The 16,242-nt window shown below is 68.7% G+C and carries 16 protein-coding genes and 1 riboswitch; of the genes, 10 read left to right on the top strand and 6 right to left on the bottom strand.

Going from position 1 to position 16,242, the window contains the following annotated elements; all coding sequences use genetic code 11:
* The first annotated feature begins 43 nt into the window (after window positions 1–43).
* The 4 genes from ggt (at window position 44) to ACTWQD_RS08750 (ending at window position 3,740) form a co-directional block, all read left to right on the top strand.
* The gene (ggt, locus tag ACTWQD_RS08765) at window positions 44–1,870 is read left to right on the top strand and encodes a gamma-glutamyltransferase (RefSeq protein ID WP_443195763.1); all 1,827 of its coding nucleotides are present in this window, start codon (window positions 44–46) and stop codon (window positions 1,868–1,870) included.
* Window positions 1,871–1,948: 78 nt separating this feature from the next.
* On the top strand, window positions 1,949–2,461 hold the full coding sequence (locus tag ACTWQD_RS08760) for a mycothiol transferase (RefSeq protein WP_443195762.1): 513 nt from the start codon (window positions 1,949–1,951) through the stop codon (window positions 2,459–2,461).
* Window positions 2,462–2,733: 272 nt separating this feature from the next.
* On the top strand, window positions 2,734–3,192 hold the full coding sequence (locus tag ACTWQD_RS08755; protein ID WP_443195761.1) for a universal stress protein: 459 nt from the start codon (window positions 2,734–2,736) through the stop codon (window positions 3,190–3,192).
* Between the two features lie 227 nt (window positions 3,193–3,419).
* Window positions 3,420–3,740, top strand: coding sequence for a GYD domain-containing protein (locus ACTWQD_RS08750; RefSeq protein WP_443195760.1), 321 nt, complete (start codon window positions 3,420–3,422; stop codon window positions 3,738–3,740).
* Between the two features lie 58 nt (window positions 3,741–3,798).
* Here ACTWQD_RS08750 and ACTWQD_RS08745 read toward each other — a convergent pair whose 3' ends face one another.
* Complete coding sequence (locus ACTWQD_RS08745; protein WP_443195759.1) at window positions 3,799–5,358, bottom strand: DUF222 domain-containing protein; 1,560 nt, start codon at window positions 5,356–5,358, stop codon at window positions 3,799–3,801.
* Window positions 5,359–5,677: 319 nt separating this feature from the next.
* Here ACTWQD_RS08745 and ACTWQD_RS08740 point away from each other — a divergent pair, with 319 nt between their 5' ends.
* Window positions 5,678–6,328, top strand: a complete 651-nt coding sequence (locus ACTWQD_RS08740; protein WP_443195758.1) for a DNA alkylation repair protein — start codon at window positions 5,678–5,680, stop codon at window positions 6,326–6,328.
* A gap of 49 nt (window positions 6,329–6,377) precedes the next feature.
* On the opposite strand, the gene ACTWQD_RS08735 is transcribed toward ACTWQD_RS08740, so the two are convergent.
* Entirely contained in the window at window positions 6,378–6,647 is a 270-nt protein-coding gene (locus ACTWQD_RS08735; RefSeq protein WP_443195757.1) for a hypothetical protein, read from the bottom strand.
* Between the two features lie 202 nt (window positions 6,648–6,849).
* A riboswitch (cyclic di-AMP (ydaO/yuaA leader) is annotated at window positions 6,850–7,019 on the top strand.
* 5 nt (window positions 7,020–7,024) lie between these two features.
* Between ACTWQD_RS08735 and ACTWQD_RS08730 the strand changes: the two genes are divergently transcribed.
* Window positions 7,025–7,777, top strand: coding sequence for an NlpC/P60 family protein (locus ACTWQD_RS08730; RefSeq protein ID WP_443195756.1), 753 nt, complete (start codon window positions 7,025–7,027; stop codon window positions 7,775–7,777).
* Window positions 7,778–7,834: 57 nt separating this feature from the next.
* On the opposite strand, the gene ACTWQD_RS08725 is transcribed toward ACTWQD_RS08730, so the two are convergent.
* Window positions 7,835–8,422, bottom strand: a complete 588-nt coding sequence (locus ACTWQD_RS08725) for a dihydrofolate reductase family protein (protein ID WP_443195755.1) — start codon at window positions 8,420–8,422, stop codon at window positions 7,835–7,837.
* Between the two features lie 212 nt (window positions 8,423–8,634).
* Here ACTWQD_RS08725 and ACTWQD_RS08720 point away from each other — a divergent pair, with 212 nt between their 5' ends.
* Window positions 8,635–9,666 (top strand): serine hydrolase, encoded by a 1,032-nt coding sequence (locus ACTWQD_RS08720; RefSeq protein WP_443195754.1) that lies wholly within the window; start codon window positions 8,635–8,637, stop codon window positions 9,664–9,666.
* Window positions 9,667–9,737: 71 nt separating this feature from the next.
* The gene (locus ACTWQD_RS08715) at window positions 9,738–9,944 is read left to right on the top strand and encodes a DUF1918 domain-containing protein (RefSeq protein WP_443195753.1); all 207 of its coding nucleotides are present in this window, start codon (window positions 9,738–9,740) and stop codon (window positions 9,942–9,944) included.
* A gap of 7 nt (window positions 9,945–9,951) precedes the next feature.
* On the opposite strand, the gene ACTWQD_RS08710 is transcribed toward ACTWQD_RS08715, so the two are convergent.
* The gene (locus ACTWQD_RS08710; protein WP_443195752.1) at window positions 9,952–11,409 is read right to left on the bottom strand and encodes a DUF5129 domain-containing protein; all 1,458 of its coding nucleotides are present in this window, start codon (window positions 11,407–11,409) and stop codon (window positions 9,952–9,954) included.
* 152 nt (window positions 11,410–11,561) lie between these two features.
* Between ACTWQD_RS08710 and ACTWQD_RS08705 the strand changes: the two genes are divergently transcribed.
* Complete coding sequence (locus ACTWQD_RS08705) at window positions 11,562–12,080, top strand: hypothetical protein (protein ID WP_443195751.1); 519 nt, start codon at window positions 11,562–11,564, stop codon at window positions 12,078–12,080.
* On the top strand, window positions 12,020–13,750 hold the full coding sequence (locus ACTWQD_RS08700) for a DUF5671 domain-containing protein (RefSeq protein ID WP_443195750.1): 1,731 nt from the start codon (window positions 12,020–12,022) through the stop codon (window positions 13,748–13,750). The genes ACTWQD_RS08705 and ACTWQD_RS08700 overlap by 61 nt, the downstream gene beginning before the upstream one ends.
* Window positions 13,751–13,791: 41 nt before the next feature.
* On the opposite strand, the gene ACTWQD_RS08695 is transcribed toward ACTWQD_RS08700, so the two are convergent.
* Together ACTWQD_RS08695 and ACTWQD_RS08690 are read right to left on the bottom strand one after the other, a co-directional pair.
* Window positions 13,792–15,486, bottom strand: coding sequence for a SulP family inorganic anion transporter (locus tag ACTWQD_RS08695; RefSeq protein ID WP_443195749.1), 1,695 nt, complete (start codon window positions 15,484–15,486; stop codon window positions 13,792–13,794).
* 12 nt (window positions 15,487–15,498) lie between these two features.
* A complete protein-coding gene (locus ACTWQD_RS08690) occupies window positions 15,499–16,209 on the bottom strand; it encodes an endonuclease/exonuclease/phosphatase family protein (protein ID WP_443195880.1) in 711 nt (236 codons plus the stop codon).
* Window positions 16,210–16,242: the final 33 nt, after the last annotated feature.

The following is a 16,242-nucleotide window of genomic DNA, read 5'->3' as shown; positions in this document are numbered from 1 at the left end:
TGACAGGAAATGTCAATCCGCAATACAAGCCCTTGGAGCGATCATGACATGTGTCACGCGGCGATTGGTGTCCGTCACGGCAGCGCTGGCCCTCAGTGTGACAGGAGCCGCCGTGGCTGGCCCCGCACACGCGGACCCGCGCGAGACGGTGAAGGAAGCCACCGCCACCGGCTACGGCGGCGCTGTCAGCACGGTGGACCCGGAGGCCTCCGCTGCTGCCCTCGATGTGCTCAGAAAAGGCGGCAACGCCGCTGACGCCGCCGTCGCCGCCGCCGCCACCCTCGGCGTGACCGAGCCGTACAGCGCAGGGATCGGCGGGGGAGGCTACTTCGTTTTCTATGACGCGGAGACCGGCAAGGTGGGCACCATTGACGGCCGGGAGACGGCGCCGGCCAAAATGCCGAACGATGCCTTTATCAACAAGGCGACTGGACAGCCCTACCGGTTCACCCCAGACCTTGTCACCAGCGGCGTCTCCGTCGGCGTTCCCGGCACGCCCGCCACCTGGGAGCGGGCCCTCGACCGCTGGGGCTCGCTGAGCCTCGGCGAGGCGCTGAAGCCCGCCATCAAAGTGGCAACGCGTGGCTTCGTGGTGGACCAGACGTTCCGCCAGCAGACCCTGGACAACAAGTCCCGCTTCGCCGCCTTCACGTCGACCAGCAGCCTCTTCCTTCCCGGCGGTGACGCCCCCGCCGTCGGAAGCGTCTTCCAGAACCACGACCTGGCCGCGACGTACCGGCTACTCGCGAGGGAGGGCACGGATGCGTTCTACGGCGGCCCGCTGGCGGGGGAGATCGCTTCGACGGTCCAGGCTCCGCCCAAGACGGCCGGCACGGACCTGCCAGTCCCGGCCGGGTACCTTACGGCGAAGGACCTGGCCGGCTATCGTGCCCTGGACCAGGCGCCCTCCCATGTGGAGTACCGCGGCCTGGATGTCTACGGCATGGCACCGTCCAGCAGCGGCGGCACCACCACGGGCGAAGCGCTGAACATCCTGGACACGTTCAACCTCGCCGACATGTCCCGCCCTGGCGCGCTGCACCACTACCTTGAGGCCAGCGCCCTGGCCTTCGCGGACCGCGGCAAGTACGTGGGCGATCCCGCGTTCGTCGACGTCCCAACCGAGGCGCTCACGGATCCACTGTTCGGCAAGGAGCGCGCGTGCCAGATCGACCCAGCACGCGCCGCTGCCAAGCCGGTCCTGCCCGGGGACGTGTCCTCGTACGACGGCGTGTGCCCGGCTGCCCCCGCAGCGGCCGCCGACGAGAAGGACACCGAGAACATCTCGACGACCAACCTGACGGTCGCGGACAAGTGGGGGAACGTGGCCGAGTACACCCTCACCATCGAACAGACCGGCGGCTCCGGGATTGTGGTTCCGGGCCGCGGTTTCCTGCTCAACAACGAACTGACCGACTTCTCCACCGTGTATGACGCTTCCGATCCGAACCGGATCCAGCCGGGCAAGCGCCCGCGCTCGTCCATGGCCCCGACCATCATCCTCAAGGAGGGCAAGCCGTTCCTGGCCCTCGGCTCGCCCGGAGGGTCGACCATCATCACCACCGTGCTCCAGACCATCCTCAACCGGGTGGACCTGGGCATGGACATCTCCGAGGCCATCGCGGCGCCGAGGGCCTCGCAGCGGAACACTGCCGCCGTCACCGCCGAGCCCGCGTTCATCGACGAGTTCGAGGAGTATCTGACGGGGTACGGGCACAAGCTCAACCCGTCGGGCGACGCGTTCACCTCTGCTGCGGAGATCGGTGCGGCGACCGCCATCGAGTTCCTGCCCGGGGGAGGGATGACCGCAGCGGCCGAACCCGTGCGGCGCGGGGGCGGCTCGGCGATGGTCCTCACACCGTCGCGCTGAGTCCCGCCATCCCTTCCCGTCCGGTGGGTCCCCGTGCCAGCATGGGGACCCACCGGACGATGAACAGCGAGGGACCCTATGCAATCCAATGAACTGCTGCTGGACGCCTTTAACAGGATCCATGAGACCGTGGCCTACGTCCTCGACGGTGCCGGCGACGACGATCTGGCACGCCGGCCCGGCGGGAGCGGAAATTCGATGGCGTGGCTGATCTGGCACCTCAGCCGGGTGGAGGACGCGCAGGTCGCGTCCGCCGCCGGCCTGGAACAGGTCTGGACCGCGCAGGGGTTTGCCGGCCGCTTCAATCTTCCGCTCTCCGGCCGCGACACCGGCTACGGCCACTCCAGCGGACAGGTGGACAGCGTGAAGGCCCCGGCGGATCTCCTGCGCGACTACTACGACGCCGTTCACCGGCAGACCGTGGACTACGTGCAGACCCTGGGCGGCGCGGACTTCGACCGGATTGTGGACACCCGCTGGGACCCGCCGGTCACGCTCGGGGTGCGGCTGGTGAGCACCATCGCCGATTGCCTGCAGCACGTGGGGCAGGCGGCGTATGCCAAAGGACTGGTCGCCGGACCTGGAAGCTAGGCAGTGCTGCCCGCGCCGTGGCCCGTCTCCAGTGCCGCGGCCACCAGCCGGTCAAAGCTGTCGGTCCCGCTCTCCGGCGGGACCACGGAGAACACTGGAACCCACATAGTGCGCCCATCCGTCTCCAGCGTTGCTGTTCCAATGACGACACCCTACTGTCGAGGCTGGACGCCGCCACTACTGGCCGGCTGCCCCGGCCTTGACACTGACTTTGGACCGCGCGGAAACTGAAAAGTCCAGGCTGCTCACCGAAGCTAGGGAACGGAAAGACAATGACCGATACAGGCTTGTTCGTGATTGTGGTGGGTTTTGACGGTTCCGAAAATTCACACCTTGCGCTGACGTGGGCTGTGGAGGAAGCCCGCCAGCGCAACGGCCAGATCCGCGTGGTCACGGCCTGGAGCAAGCCGCCGCTTTCCTGGTATCCGGCGTTGCTCGAAACAGCCGCCGGCGAAGTCGTGGCGGAAGATTCCCCCGAAAAGATCGCCGGCACGGTCCAGGCCGAAGCCCTCAAGACAGCGGAGGACGCGGGAGTGGCCGCCACAGGACAGGTGGTGCACAGCGATTCTCCCGCGTCTGCCCTGCTGGACGCGGCCAAGGACGCAGACCTCGTGGTGGTGGGGGCCCGGGGCCACGGCGGGTTCAACGGCCTGCACATGGGCTCCGTCTCCACCCAGGTCATCGGCCACGCACCGTGTCCCGTCCTTGTTGTCCGGCCCAAGGCCGCCTGAGGGACAAACCGCCGTCGCCCGTGATTGCCTGTGGCATCCGTAGCCACTGCGCACAACGATTTCCCGCGGGCCGGGGTACTTACCGGTGACCGTTGTAAGGGCGTGGCGGAGCGCCTACGATGTGGCCACGACCCCATGCTGGGGACCAATTCCGGGACCCGCCGTCAAAGTGGCTGTGACGCGTTTTGCGCTGCCCGGGTCCTGGATATGACAGGACGGAAAGGGCCATGACCAAATATCTGTTCGAAGCGAACTATGTGGGCGAGGGCATCAAGGGCCTCATGCGTGAAGGGGGAACGAAACGCCGCGATGCCCTGATCGAGGCCCTCAAGTCCGTGGGAGGAACGCTCGAATGTTTCTATTACGCGTTCGGGGAGAGAGACGTACTGGGGGTCTTTGACGTCCCGGCGCCGTCCGATGCCGCCGCGCTCTCGCTCCTGATCAACTCGTCAGGTTCGGTGAACGTACGCCTCAAGCCGCTCCTGACGCCGGAGGATCTTGACGCAGCGGCAAAGAAGACGCCGTCGTACCGGGCCCCGGGGCAGTAGGCCGTCGGCGCGGGTGCACTCTTCGGCGGGCGCGCTCTCCGCGCGGCCTGACCGCGAGTCAGGCCGCGGGCAGCCGTTGGCGACGGGCCCGTCTAAGTAATTTTGCCTGGCGCCGGAGTTCGCGGCGCTGGTTCGTGCTGTCCTGGGTCGGCCTTGCGGTTGTGTCTGCCAGCGGCCTTGCGGGCAGGACGGGGCCGGTGTGTCGAGTGCCGGGCAGCATTGATTCGGCGTACGGGGTGCCGGGGAGGGGTGGTGCGGTGGAGTGGTAGGTGTGGCCGGTGGGGGTGGTGATGTTGAGGGTGTGCCGCGGTCCCGGGCGGGGTTGGACCCGCCAGCCGGGGGTTTCTTTGGTGTGGTTGCAGGCTTCGCAGAGTCCGGCGCCGTTGGTGGCGGTGGTTTCGCCGCCGTCGTGCCAGGGGACGATGTGGTCCAGGTGCCTGATGGGCGCGTCGCAGTAGGGCGTGCGGCAGGTGGCGTCGCGGGCGGTGATGAAGCGGCGGAGTCCGGGCGGGAAGAGCCTTGCGCGGGAGTCGAGTGCGACCAGGTCTCCGGTGCCCGGGGTGGTGTAGAGCCGTCGGAGCCAGATGCGCAGGTCCTCGTGCGGGTCGGTGCCGGTTCCCGGTCCCGTGGCGGTTCCTCCACTTGTGAGCAGTTCCCGGGCCCATCCGGCGGGGACGATGCCGTAACCGGGGAGTCGGGCCGGTTCGGCGTCTGCCTGGAGGAGGGTGCGGTCGGTCATGACGAGCTGGATCTCGACGCCGGTGATCCCGCCGGGGGTGCCGGTGGTGCGTTCGACGAGGGCGTCGGCTTTGAGCTGCCCGCGGGTGCGGGGGTCTCCGGCGGCGCGGGCGGTGTCGGCGTGCCGGGTGAGTGCGGCGTACACGGCGACGCCGGCGGAGGCGGGGAGCAGGGCGGTGAGGTAGCACATGGTGTCCGGGGCCGGGCGGAGGGTCACGGTCCGTTCGGTCGCGGCGTGGGCGGCGCGCTGGGTGACGGTGCGCGGGTCCCGCCGGTAGGCCGCGGCCCGCGCGGCGGCGATGATCTGCCGGTCTCCGGCGCCGTCGAACGTTCCGGTGTCGGCGGCGAGCTCTTCATCGACGGCGGCCCGGTCCTCCGCGGACAGGGCCGCGGTTTCGCGCACGAGCAGGGTGGCGCGCCATTCGTTGACCTGCCCGGCCTCCAGCGCCGCCAGGGTCCGGGGCATTTCGGTGACGAGGGCTTTCGCGAGGCCCAGGAGCCGGCCGCCTTTGGCCGGGGATTCGCGCCGGGCCAGCGCAATCTGCGCTCCGACCCCGGCGCCCAGTTCCGCCGCGGGGACCCCGGCGGCGGCCTGTTTCCGGCGCTGGACCAGATCGAAAGCGACGGACAGCCGTGCCTGACGGGCAGACATCGCAGACTTCTCGTCCTCGATTTCCCGGATCTCAGCAATCAACGCGGCACTCTCACGGTCGAAACTGTCACTGGCGGAGCCCTCGTGCCCGGCCCGGCCCGGCTGGGCGTCTTCCGGCCCCATCCTGCCCGAATCCGGCACTTCGAGGCGGCCGACGGCCACCCGCGGCACGTCCACGACCGTCCAGCCCGCCGGCTGAACTGCCTCTGGATCCCGCCTGTTCTCCATAATCCAACGCTACTTTTGACCTACGACATTTAACGACGAGCCAATCCATCCAGACTGACAGGCTACAAGCTCCGCCCGGCAGCGAGCCGGCGGGGAAGCCGGCAGGTCCCAGACCGCGGGCGGACAGGCATCACGCCACCAACGCGGTCCGGCCGGGATCCGGCAGACTCCAGGCCGCGGGTGTGCAGGCCTCACGCCGCAGGCATCACGCTGCAGGCTCCGCCCGCCTGGGATTCGCCTGGGCTCCGGCAGGGCTCCCGTGGGCAGCCGGCAGGTTCCCGACCGCGGGAAGTCCGCCGGCATGCGACAGAATGAAGAAATGAGCGATGCCGGCGACTTCATAGACACTGCGCTCCAGCGCGAGTCGTCATGGGAGCGCGCCGAGGACGCCGAAGCGAGGCACGGCGGCAACCACCGGTATTACGGCGCCTCCGTCGGGGCGGTCCGCGGCACGGTCCGCGATGCCCTCCGCCGCCATCCCGCACTGACGCACGATGACATCACTGCGCTCAGTTCCGAGTTGTGGGAGGTGCCCGTCTTCGAGCGCCGGCTCGCCGCCGTCGTCCTCCTGCAGTCCAGAGTCCGCCTCCTGACCAACACGGACCTGACGCGGATCGAGGGCTTCGTGCGGAGCGCACGCACGGCCGCGCTGGTGGACCCGCTCTCCACCGACGTCGTGGGCCCCCTGGTGGAGCGGCTCGACGTCGTCCGGAGGGTGCGCGCCGACAGCGTCCTGGACCGGTGGGCGCGGGATCCCGACGATTGGCTGCGCCGGGCCGCCCTGCTGTCCCCGCTCCGCGCGCTCCGGGCAGGTGCCGGGGACTGGCCCCGGTTCGCGCGCCATGCGCGCCTGGTGCTGGCGTCGACGTCCGGCCGGGACGTGGAGGACGACGGCGGCGCTGCCGCCGCGGAGGCGGTCGCCCGTGTGGTCGACGACATGGCCCGGCGCCGGCCCGAGCTGCATCTCTGACCCTCGCGCCGCGCAGCCGGGCCCGGGCCGGCTCAGCTCTATGGCCGGCTCAGGTCCCGGGCCGGCGCTCCACCACCGCGTAGGCCTTCCCGTCGAAGAATTCCCAATCGGTGACCACCATAAAGCCGAGCGCATCCACCCGGTCGTTGAGCACGTGCGCGTCGAAACCGCCGTCGCGCGGCTCTGCGTCCCACGTGGAAACGTGGACTTCACCACTTTCCAGGACCAGGAGTTCAGTGTTGACGCTGAAGTCCTCCTGCGGCTCGCTCCGCAGCTGGCACAGGGCGACGCAATGCCGGTTGAACTCGGGATTGTTCATGATCGGGCCTCCGCCTCGGGGGAACGGTGATGGCATCATCCTATGCCGGATGCCCTTGCCGTCGATGGGCAATCACCTGCCGGCCCGGCACCCCGCCGTTACCTCGATGTGACACTCCGTGATCATTCCGTTACCGTGGTTAAGTGCCTGTTGTTACCGAGACGGGCTCTCCCCAGCCGATTGCCTAACTCTGCCGCGGCCAGGGGATAACTCGCAGCAACGTCCGGCAGAGACGGGGAAACCACATTTTGGCCCGCTGTTCCAGGGGTCTTGGGGTGAAGCCGCACGGCCCGCAATGTTCGGGCCCGAGTGCGGCCGGGTGCCTCCCATCCGAATCCGACAGCTCACCTCGCAGGCATTGGGAGAGGCTCTTTTCAATGACTTTTAGCAATACCCGTGCGTCCAAACGCGCCGAACTTCGCAGCAAACGCCGTACCGCCGGAACCATCGGCCGCCAGGCCGCAGTCCTCGTCGCCGCTTCCGGAATGGTGCTCAGCGGCGCCATGGCCGCCAACGCAGCCGACGCGCCGGCCGAGCGCGACGCCTCCCCGGCGTCGACCGTGGACGTCCAGGGCCAGGTAGCACCGGTCATGGCGGATTCCGCAGTCCAGATCACCTTCGAGCGCCCGGCCGTCGAGACGACGCCGGCCCCCGTGGTCGAGGCCCCGAAGCCCGTCGCCGCTCCGAAGGCCCCGGCTGCACCTGCCCCGGCAGCAGCACCGGCCCCCGCAGCCAAGGCCACCGTCAAGGTCCAGTCGGCGCCCGCCCCGGCAGCAGCAGCCCCGGCCGCCGCAGCCCCGGCAGCAGCAGGCGGAGTCAACGCCACCCTGCTGGCTGTCGCGTACGGCCAGATCGGCATCACCCAGGACTGCACCGCCGTGGTGGAGAAGGCCCTGAACTCCGCCGGCATCCCGGTCGGTGACATTGGACCGATGGCCTTCATGAAGTACGGCACGGTTGTCTCCACCCCGCAGCCCGGCGACATGATTGTCCAGTCCGGCCACGTTGCCATCTACGCCGGCAACGGCCAGGCCATCAGCGGCGGCATGAACGGCGTCAACGCCACCATGACCCACCCGCTGTCCTGGCTGACCGCCACCGGCCCCGTGACGTTCGTCCGCGCCGGCTAGCAGCACCGCCATCCGCACGCAGAAGACCGGTGGATCGGTTGCCTTGGGGGCAACGGATCACCGGTCTTTTGCGTGTGCTGTGTCCGCCTCCACCGCGTACCGCAGCAGCGCCACGCCGTTGCCGAAGGTCCGGGTCTCCAGCAGCCGGAGCGGCGTGGAGGCATCCGCCTCCGCAAACAGGGGCGTGCCGCGTCCAACCAGTACCGGATGAACGTAAACCCAGTATTCGTCGATCAGGCCGAGCCGCCGGAAGGTTGCCGCGAGGTTCGCACCGCCAACGGCCATGTCCCCACCGGGCTGTGCCTTGAGCAGCGCGATGTCCTCGGCGACGACGTCGCGCACCACCTCGGTGTTCCATCCCGCCGCCGGCAGTGTCGAGGAGTACACAATTTTGGGCATGTCCCGCCAGATTGCGGCGAATTCAGCTTCCGTGGGCGTACTGGCCGGGTCCTGGTCCGCCGTCGGCCAGTAATCAGCCATCAGTTCGTAGGTCACGCGGCCGTCCAGGAACATTCCCATCTTCCGGAGCTCATGGTTGAAGTGGCTGTGCAGCTCGTCATCGACCCGGTGCCAGCTCAGGTCGTGGCCCGGTCCCTCGATGAACCCGTCAAGGGAAACCTGCATCATGACAATGGCCTTGCGCATCGGAGCTCCTTTGCTGTTCTTCCGGCAGGGGCTTTCAGAATACGGCGGGGACCGACAAGCCTTCCCCCTTGCACTCGGGCGGTACCCGGGGCAGAATGCGATAGATTTGAAGCCGCGCCGCGGTTTTGTACTTTTCAAGGAACAGAATGCCTGCGATCTTGTCTGCGGCAGCCGTTATCGCGCGCCCGACGAAGCGCCGGGAATGAGGTCGGATGAAGTCCTGGGGGCCCGGCCGGCACTACAGCAGCAGCCGGCATGCACGTGACGCCACCAGCGGTGGTCTATGGGGGGTGGCCCGGCGCCTTGGCGGGATCCGCCCGCAGGTCCTGCTGGTGCTGGTTACCGTTCTTGCACTGATTTCTGCCGCGACGGTGTACGCCACCATCCAAGTTAGGGGTTCTGCCGACGCCGGCGCTTCAGCCACCGCGTCCGCCTCACCGGGAGTGGGCGGGGAGGCCAGCCCGCTGTCCGCCACCGGTCCCACATCCACCGACGCCGCGCCAGCGGCGGAAGTATCCCCGTCAGCGGCCGCTTCGCCTACCCCCGCCAAGCCCACCATTGGGCCGGCACTCGATGCCGAAATCAACGCCGTCATCCAGGCCAACAGCGCGTACAAGGTAGGCGTGGCCCTCGTCGACATGAGCGACGGAGTGGTGCACGAATACGGCACCAAGACCAAGTTTGTCGCCGCCAGCACCGGCAAGATCCTCGCGGCGGAGGCCTATTACCACCTGGTGGAAACGGGGAAGGCATCCCTGGGAGCCAAGATGGGGGCGTCCACCGCAGGCCAGCAGATCCGGCAGATGGTCCAACAAAGCAACAACGATTCGTGGGCGCTGATCCTGGCTGCCGTCGGCCACAAGGGCCTCATTAACTACGCCGCGTCCATGGGCATACCCTACGACCGGACCGTGAACGGCCTGACTCCGGCCGAAATGGCGACCACCCTGTCCGGGCTGTACAGCGGCCGGCTGCTCAACGCCGAGAACACCGCCCAACTGCTGTCCTACATGCAGAACACCAACTACGAGACCCTGATTCCGGCCGCCGCGCCTCCGGGGGTGGACGTTTTCCACAAATACGGGTTGCTCAACGGCAACCTCCATGACGCGAGCATTCTGGTGCAGGGGGACCGGGCGTTTGTCTTTGTGGTCTACACGCAAGGCCGGGACATGTCTGACATGGCGGCACGGGCCGATGTCATCCACCAGCTCACCGGCACCGTCACCGCGGGACTCTTTTAGCTCTTTTTGACGAGCGGGTCCGTTCCCCAAAGCGGACCCGCCTCGTAGTCTGAAGGAGGGAGGTGATTGCCATGAAGGCAGCACAGGGAGACCGCATCATCATCCGTGGCACCACGGTGGAATCATCGGACCGGCACGGGGAAATCCTTGAGGTCAAGGGTGCGGACGGAGCGCCGCCCTATCACGTCAGGTTCGACGACGGCCACGAGACCATTTTGTTCCCCGGCGGCGATTTCGTCGTCGAGCGCGGTACGGGTGAGCACGGCACGACGGCCTGACCCGGGGCTAAAAGCTCGAGGAACTGCCGGAGCCTGAGAAGCTTCCGCCGCTGGCACCGTAGCCTGTAGTGCTGCCGCCGCCCCCGCGGGCGCTGCTGACACTGCTGACGCCGGTATTGAACCCGGAGTTGAACGTCGGCACGGAGAAGAAGTAGTACGCGGGGTAGACGGTGCCGAGGATGCTGGGCTCATACGTCCGCCCGTGCCGGTCCTTGCTGCCGGCCTGCGCGTCCTCCATGTCCCGGCGCATAAGCCTGGCTTCCTTCTCGTTTTTGGCGAACCCCTCGATGACCGTGTCGGCGTGGTTCTTGAGCAGCTCTGATAGGTGGGTGCGCGCGTCCCGCAGCCGGTCAAGGGCGGTCTCCGGAGTGATGGACCCGTCTGACAGTTCCGCGGTCCACCGTTCCAGGTCCCGGTGACTTTGGTCCCGGAAGGCGCGCAGGGCCGCCGCCGTCGCGGAGCCGTCCTCGGCATGCTTCCGGGCCAGCATCTGTTCGATGGCGGCCAGGTCCGCGCGGTACGGGGCCAGCTGGCGGTCCCAGGCGGGAGCCCAGGCGGAGCCGCGGTTGAGCAGGGCGTTGGTGTCGGCGATGACGTCGTCCAGGGCGTCCAGCTCGGCGGCGGCGTCGGCGTAGCTGCGGACCAGCTTCAGGTTCGCCCGCCTGCTGAGGCCTTTCGGCGACAGGGCGTGGACCTGGTTGGCGAGCGCGGTGGCCGCGTTGTACTTCGCCATGAACGTCCGGTGCTTCTCCAACACGGTGCTTCCGTAGCGGGAGGCCTCCGGAATGGTGCCCGCATTCAGCTCGGTGACCTGCAGATCCATGCTCACGTTGGCGTAGCTGGCGTCTCCACGGGCCAGCTCCTTCCGGCTGTCCACCCTGGTCCGCCAGCGCACAATCAGCCAGGTGGCCGCGCCGCCCACGGCGAGGACCACGGACGTCCAGGCCGTGACGAGGAAGGCCGTGGACCGGTACCAGGGCTGGTTGATCAGTTCCGCCCCACGCTGGATGCCGGCGATGGTGCCGTCCGTCCACTGGGCATCGCGCAGGAGCTCCTTGGAGGCGTTCTGGATATCCTCGCGCTGTTCGGGCGAGACCTTGCGGTCCTCGCCCATATACGTCCCCACATGCCGGCCCACGGGATCCAGGGCAAAGATGAAGAGCCCGTCCGCCCATTTCTGCCCGTCCGCGCTGATCCACTCGGGGCGTTCGGCGCGGGCAAACCGCAGGACCTCTTCGTTGAGGTTGTCCGAGGCGGAGCCGTTGTAGGTGTAGACGGCCACCGTGGTGGGCTCGTAGAACTCGATCGCCTGCACGGCGGGCACCAGCGTGTTCTGGTCCAGCACCCCGGCCCGGTCCTCTACGACAATCGCGGCCGGCGGAACGGCCAGTGCCGCCTGCCCGGTGCCCGCAAGCCCGATCACCACCAGCAGGACGACACCCAGGACTTTCCGAACGATTCCCATTTCTTGAGGGTAGTGCGTGCCGCAGGCGGCGTCGATGCGCCGGGGCCGGACCGCCGTCAGGGGGCGGCCCGCGGCGGTGAAACAGCAGGTCAGGGCGGATTGGGGCCTAAAGACACCGTGACGGCGGGTCCTCCCTGCCGCATACTGGCGGCATGAGTCCAGAGGCGAGAGAACCCGAGCCGAACCAGCCGGCGCCGGCAGCAACCCCGGAGCCCGCCCGCCACCGGCCGGACCGCACCCTCTACGCCATCCTTGCAGCCATCGCGGTCCTGGTGGTCGTTGCCCTGATCGTTGTGTTCACCCGCGGCGAGCCGGCGCCGGTGGACGAGGCCACTCCTGCCGGGGTGGTTCAGCGGTATTCCGCCGCCGCCATCGAGGGGGACGAGGCCGCCGCAGCGGCTTACCTGACGGACGCCGCAAAGAGCCGCTGCAGCGGCTACATGGAGCGGATGCCCGGGGACAACCTCCGCGTCACCCTTGTCTCCACCACCGAACGGCCCACGTCCGCCGACGTGAAAGTGCTCATCACCGTCTCCGAGGGCGGCGGTCCCTTCGGGAGTTCCGAGTACCAGATTGAAGACGTTTTTGACCTGGTCAAGACGGGGGACAAATGGCTCATCGACAGCGCACCCTGGCAATTGACGGTATGCCCGGTCCCGGCGGCAAAGTGATGACCGCCGACGCTGCTGCCGGGTCGGCCCAGCGGACCGTCCGCCGGCTCATCACGTATCTGCTGCTCTTCGCCCTGGTGGTGGTCGCCGCCGTCGGACTCAGCGGACTGCTGGAACGCCTGCTGGTGGCGGGCACCGAACTGGCGACGGCGGACGTCGCCGGCCTGGCGCGTTCGCTGGCCTTCGCCCTGATCGGCGGGCCCCTCGCCGCGCTCCTGTGGTGGGTGGTCTGGCGGCGCCTTGCCGACGACACGGAACGGGCATCCGTCGGCTGGGGCCTCTACGTGTCCGGGGCATACGTGGTCTCCCTGGTGGTGGCGACCACCAACCTGCTCAGTGCGCTGTCCACTCTGATCGCAGGCCAGTCGCAGCAGTGGCGCCCGTCCCTGGCCGCCGGGGTGGTCTGGGCCGGGGTCTGGGGCTGGCACCGCTGGATGTGGCGGCATCCCCGCAAGCGTCCGCTCGACCTGGTCGAGGTGCCCACGTTGCTGGGTGCATACTTCGGGCTGGTGATCGGTGCCGGCGGTGCCATCGCGGCCCTGTCCACCCTGCTCGACGCCGCACTCCGCGGGGCGACGGCCGCCGCGACGGTAGGCAAGCCATGGTGGGTCTCGGCCCTGCAGTCCGTGATCTGGGCCGCAGGCGGGGCACTGGTCTGGTGGTGGCACTGGAAGCACGACGGCGGCCGCCGGCTGCGCGGCGGACTCGCCAGTGTGGCCCTCATCGCCGTCGGGGTGCTGGGCGCAGGGGTCCTGACGCTGGGAGGCGCGGGCGTTGTGCTGTTCGTCCTGCTCCGGCTCGCCTTTGACCGGACCGACGCGATGGATGTGCTGCTCGAGCCGCTGGCTCCGGCAATCGCCGCTGCCGCCGTCGGCTCGCTCGTGTGGGTGTACCACCGCGGGCTGGCGCGCGACAGCTCGGAGACCATCCGCCAGGGCAGCCGGCTGGTGACCTCGGGGGTGGCCCTGGTGGCCGCCGCCTCGGGCATCGGCGTGATCGTGAACGCCACCCTCGCCATGGCGGCCACCCCGCTGGCGGGTTCCGGGGCGCGCACGCTCCTGCTGGGCGGGATCAGTTCGCTCCTGGTGGGCGGCCCGGTCTGGTGGCTGTCCTGGAAACCGCTCGACCGGACCACCCCGGCGGGCCCCGGCAAGGCGGGCGCTCCGGCCGCCTGGTTGAACGCCCGGCGGGTCTACCTCATTGTGGTGTTCGGACTCAGCGCCGTGGTGGCCGTGATCACCCTCCTGGTGATCGGGTACCGGATGTTCGAGTACTTCCTGGGCGACCTCTCGGGCGGCAGCCTCGTGGAGCGGATCCGCGCCCCGCTCGGCCTGCTGGTGGCCACCGGCCTGGTGGCCGGCTACCACTTCGCGGTGTGGCGGCACCAGCGCGCGGTCCTCACAGCGGCGGGAACCGCCAGGAAACGCACCATCGGGCACGTCCTCCTGGTCACCGGAGGGAATCCGGCTCCGCTGCACCGGGCCATCGAGGACGCCACCGGCGCCGGTGTGACGGTGTGGAGACGGGCCGACGTCGGGGCGGGTCCCGGTCCCGACGCCGGCCGGCTGGCCGGGGAACTGGCCGGCCGGCTTGAGGGCGTGGCCGGCAACCGGGTGCTGGTGACGGTCAGCCCGGACGGCGTCATCGACGTCATTCCGTTGCTGGGTTAGTCCACGGCCCGGCAGGTCCCCTGTGGGAAAGGGAACCGCGCCTACTCCAGCCCGAACTCCCGCTTGTAGCTGCGCACCGCGTTGGTGACGGTGGGGAAAAAGTGGTCGGGGCCGAACCGGCTGCTGACGCCGAACCGGATCAGGCGGTCCTTGATGGGGCCCTTCATCTCCGCGAAGACCAGGCTGATCCCGCGCCTGGCCAGTTCATCGTCGAGCGCCACAAGGTCATCCAGCGCGGTGGTGTCCAGGCCCGTGATGGCCTCCGACGCCACAATCACCCAGCGCACCGGATCCGGCGCATGGGCCACGAGCCTCCGGATGTGGTCCGTAAAGACGGCACCGTTGGCGAAGAACAGCGGGGCGTCGAATCGTGCGATCACCAGCCCGGGGATGCGCTGGCCCTCGGGATGGCGGTTCAGGTCGTGGTAGCCGGGCACGTCGCCGACGCTGCCAAGTTCGGTGCGGTAGGGGTCCAGGGCGCGGAGCACAAAGGCAATCAGGGACAGGCCGATTGCCACCACAATGCCCTCGAGGACGCCCACGAAGGCGACGCCCAGGAAGGTGGCCACCAGGAGGGCGGCCTCCGTCCGGCTCATTTTGAGGAGGCGGCGGAGCGTCTTCACGTCAAGGATCGACGCCGCCGCCACCATCACAACGCCGGCCAGGACGCTGGACGGCAGGTAGGTGGTCAGCCCGGGCACCGCCACCATGAACAGCACCACCAGTACGGCGGCTATCGCTCCGGCCAGCGGGCTCTTGGCCCCGGCCTCGACGGCGATCGGCGTGCGTGAGGTGCTGCCGGAAATCGGAAAACCGCCGAAGAGGCCGCTGGCAACGTTCGCCGCACCGAGGGCACCCATTTCCTGGTTCCCGTCGACGGGGACCCCGCTCCGGGACGCGAAGCTCTTGGACAGGACCGACGTGTCGGCAAAGGCAATCAGGGCGATGCCGGCCGCCGGGGCGAGCAGGGCGAGGACGTCCGGCAGGCTGACGCCGTCGAGCGCCGGCGCGGGCAGGCCCGAGGGTAGGGCGCCCACGGTGGGGAGCGCCGCTGTCAGGTCCAGCGCGGCGGTGAGCGCGGTGGCGGCGATGACGGCGATCAGCACGCCGGGGAGCTTTCCGGGCAGGAAGCGGCATCCGACGATAACGGCGATGCTGCCGGCGCCAAAAAGCAGGGCGAGGGGATTGACGCCGCCCTGGGCTACGGCCTGCGCAGTGCCGGCAGCCGTAGTGACCAGGGAGCCGCCGGGACTGGAGATTCCCAGCAGCTTGGGCAGCTGGCTGAGCATAATGACGATGGCGATGCCGTTGAGGTAGCCGACGCGGATGGGTTTGGACAGCAGTCCGGTGACAAAGCCCAGCCTGAAGACCCTGCCCGCCAGCAGGAAACTGCCGATCACCAGGGCCAGGACGCCGGCGAGGGCCACGGCGCGGTCCGGATCCGTGCCGGCCAGCGGCAGGACGGCGGCGGCGATCATGGGCGCCAGGCTGGAGTCCGGGCCGATGATCAGCACCCTGGAGGGCCCGAACACGGCGTAGGCCAGGAGCGGGATGACCGAGGCGTAGAGGCCGGTGACGGCCGGGAGCCCGGCGGCCTCGGCGTACGCCATGCCGGCCGGGATGAGGAACGCGCTGAGCGCAGCGCCCGCGGCCAGGTCGGATGTGAACCACGGACGCTGGTAGTCCCGCACCATGGCCAGGCCTGGGGGGAGGTTCAGTGCCCTGGCTCCCCGCATGGTGGTACCCGGCTACGCGGCGGGGGACGAGGCGTCGCCGGCCGCCGGCGCTTCCTGGCCGTACTCCGCCGAGATGAGGATGGGCAGGTGGTCCGAGGCGCCCCTGGGAAGGGTCTCGACACTTTCAATGTTGAGGCCCTGCGAGGTGGCGAAGTCGAAGTGGCCCTTGAACACCTTGTACCGGGTGTAGGTCCGCCGGTCGCTGAGTGTCAGGTCGTAGCCGGCATCCTTCATCTGCGCCGTGAGGCTCTTGGTGAAGAAGGGGTAGTTAAAGTCTCCCACCATCAGCGTCATCAGGCTGCCGCCCATGCTCATCAGCTCCGCGTGCGCGGCGTGGATCTGGTTGCGCCGCAGCGAGTTCGACGCCGTCAGCGGAGCCGCGTGGAAGGAGGCGATGACCAGGTCGTGGTCCGTGTCGTTGTCCACCACCCGGGTGCCGATCAGCCGCTCGTGGGCCGGTGTCAGCACACGGTCATGCAGGGACTTCTTCAGGGCGAACGTCTTCGTTTCGTAGGCCGTGAACCGGTCCATGCGGTAATAGATGGCCAGGCCCAGCCGGTTGCCCTTCGTCGAATCGGCAAGGTGCAGGTCGCCAATGGTGTCCGGAAGGTCATTGGTGTCGCATTCCTGCAGGCATAAGGCATCAATCTCAAAATTGCGGGCCAGGTCAACCAGCTCACCGCTGGCATGGTGCTTACGCAGGTTGTAGCTGATGACTCGAATCAGGGGAGCACCTCTTCGGTGGATAGTCGCGGA

Origin of the sequence: Pseudarthrobacter sp. 1C304, assembly GCF_052245515.1 — a bacterium.
Lineage (GTDB): Bacteria > Actinomycetota > Actinomycetes > Actinomycetales > Micrococcaceae > Arthrobacter.
This window is presented reverse-complemented; position numbering and strand designations above follow the sequence as displayed.

What these genes read in the sequence shown, in the direction of transcription:
- ggt (WP_443195763.1), top strand. Translation starts at nt 44, where the DNA reads ATGACATGTGTCACGCGGCGATTGGTGTCCGTCACGGCAGCGCTGGCC.
- ACTWQD_RS08760 (WP_443195762.1), top strand. Translation starts at nt 1,949, where the DNA reads ATGCAATCCAATGAACTGCTGCTGGACGCCTTTAACAGGATCCATGAG.
- ACTWQD_RS08755 (WP_443195761.1), top strand. Translation starts at nt 2,734, where the DNA reads ATGACCGATACAGGCTTGTTCGTGATTGTGGTGGGTTTTGACGGTTCC.
- ACTWQD_RS08750 (WP_443195760.1), top strand. Translation starts at nt 3,420, where the DNA reads ATGACCAAATATCTGTTCGAAGCGAACTATGTGGGCGAGGGCATCAAG.
- ACTWQD_RS08745 (WP_443195759.1), bottom strand. Translation starts at nt 5,358, where the DNA reads ATGGAGAACAGGCGGGATCCAGAGGCAGTTCAGCCGGCGGGCTGGACG.
- ACTWQD_RS08740 (WP_443195758.1), top strand. Translation starts at nt 5,678, where the DNA reads ATGAGCGATGCCGGCGACTTCATAGACACTGCGCTCCAGCGCGAGTCG.
- ACTWQD_RS08735 (WP_443195757.1), bottom strand. Translation starts at nt 6,647, where the DNA reads ATGAACAATCCCGAGTTCAACCGGCATTGCGTCGCCCTGTGCCAGCTG.
- ACTWQD_RS08730 (WP_443195756.1), top strand. Translation starts at nt 7,025, where the DNA reads ATGACTTTTAGCAATACCCGTGCGTCCAAACGCGCCGAACTTCGCAGC.
- ACTWQD_RS08725 (WP_443195755.1), bottom strand. Translation starts at nt 8,422, where the DNA reads ATGCGCAAGGCCATTGTCATGATGCAGGTTTCCCTTGACGGGTTCATC.
- ACTWQD_RS08720 (WP_443195754.1), top strand. Translation starts at nt 8,635, where the DNA reads ATGAAGTCCTGGGGGCCCGGCCGGCACTACAGCAGCAGCCGGCATGCA.
- ACTWQD_RS08715 (WP_443195753.1), top strand. Translation starts at nt 9,738, where the DNA reads ATGAAGGCAGCACAGGGAGACCGCATCATCATCCGTGGCACCACGGTG.
- ACTWQD_RS08710 (WP_443195752.1), bottom strand. Translation starts at nt 11,409, where the DNA reads ATGGGAATCGTTCGGAAAGTCCTGGGTGTCGTCCTGCTGGTGGTGATC.
- ACTWQD_RS08705 (WP_443195751.1), top strand. Translation starts at nt 11,562, where the DNA reads ATGAGTCCAGAGGCGAGAGAACCCGAGCCGAACCAGCCGGCGCCGGCA.
- ACTWQD_RS08700 (WP_443195750.1), top strand. Translation starts at nt 12,020, where the DNA reads ATGGCTCATCGACAGCGCACCCTGGCAATTGACGGTATGCCCGGTCCC.
- ACTWQD_RS08695 (WP_443195749.1), bottom strand. Translation starts at nt 15,486, where the DNA reads ATGCGGGGAGCCAGGGCACTGAACCTCCCCCCAGGCCTGGCCATGGTG.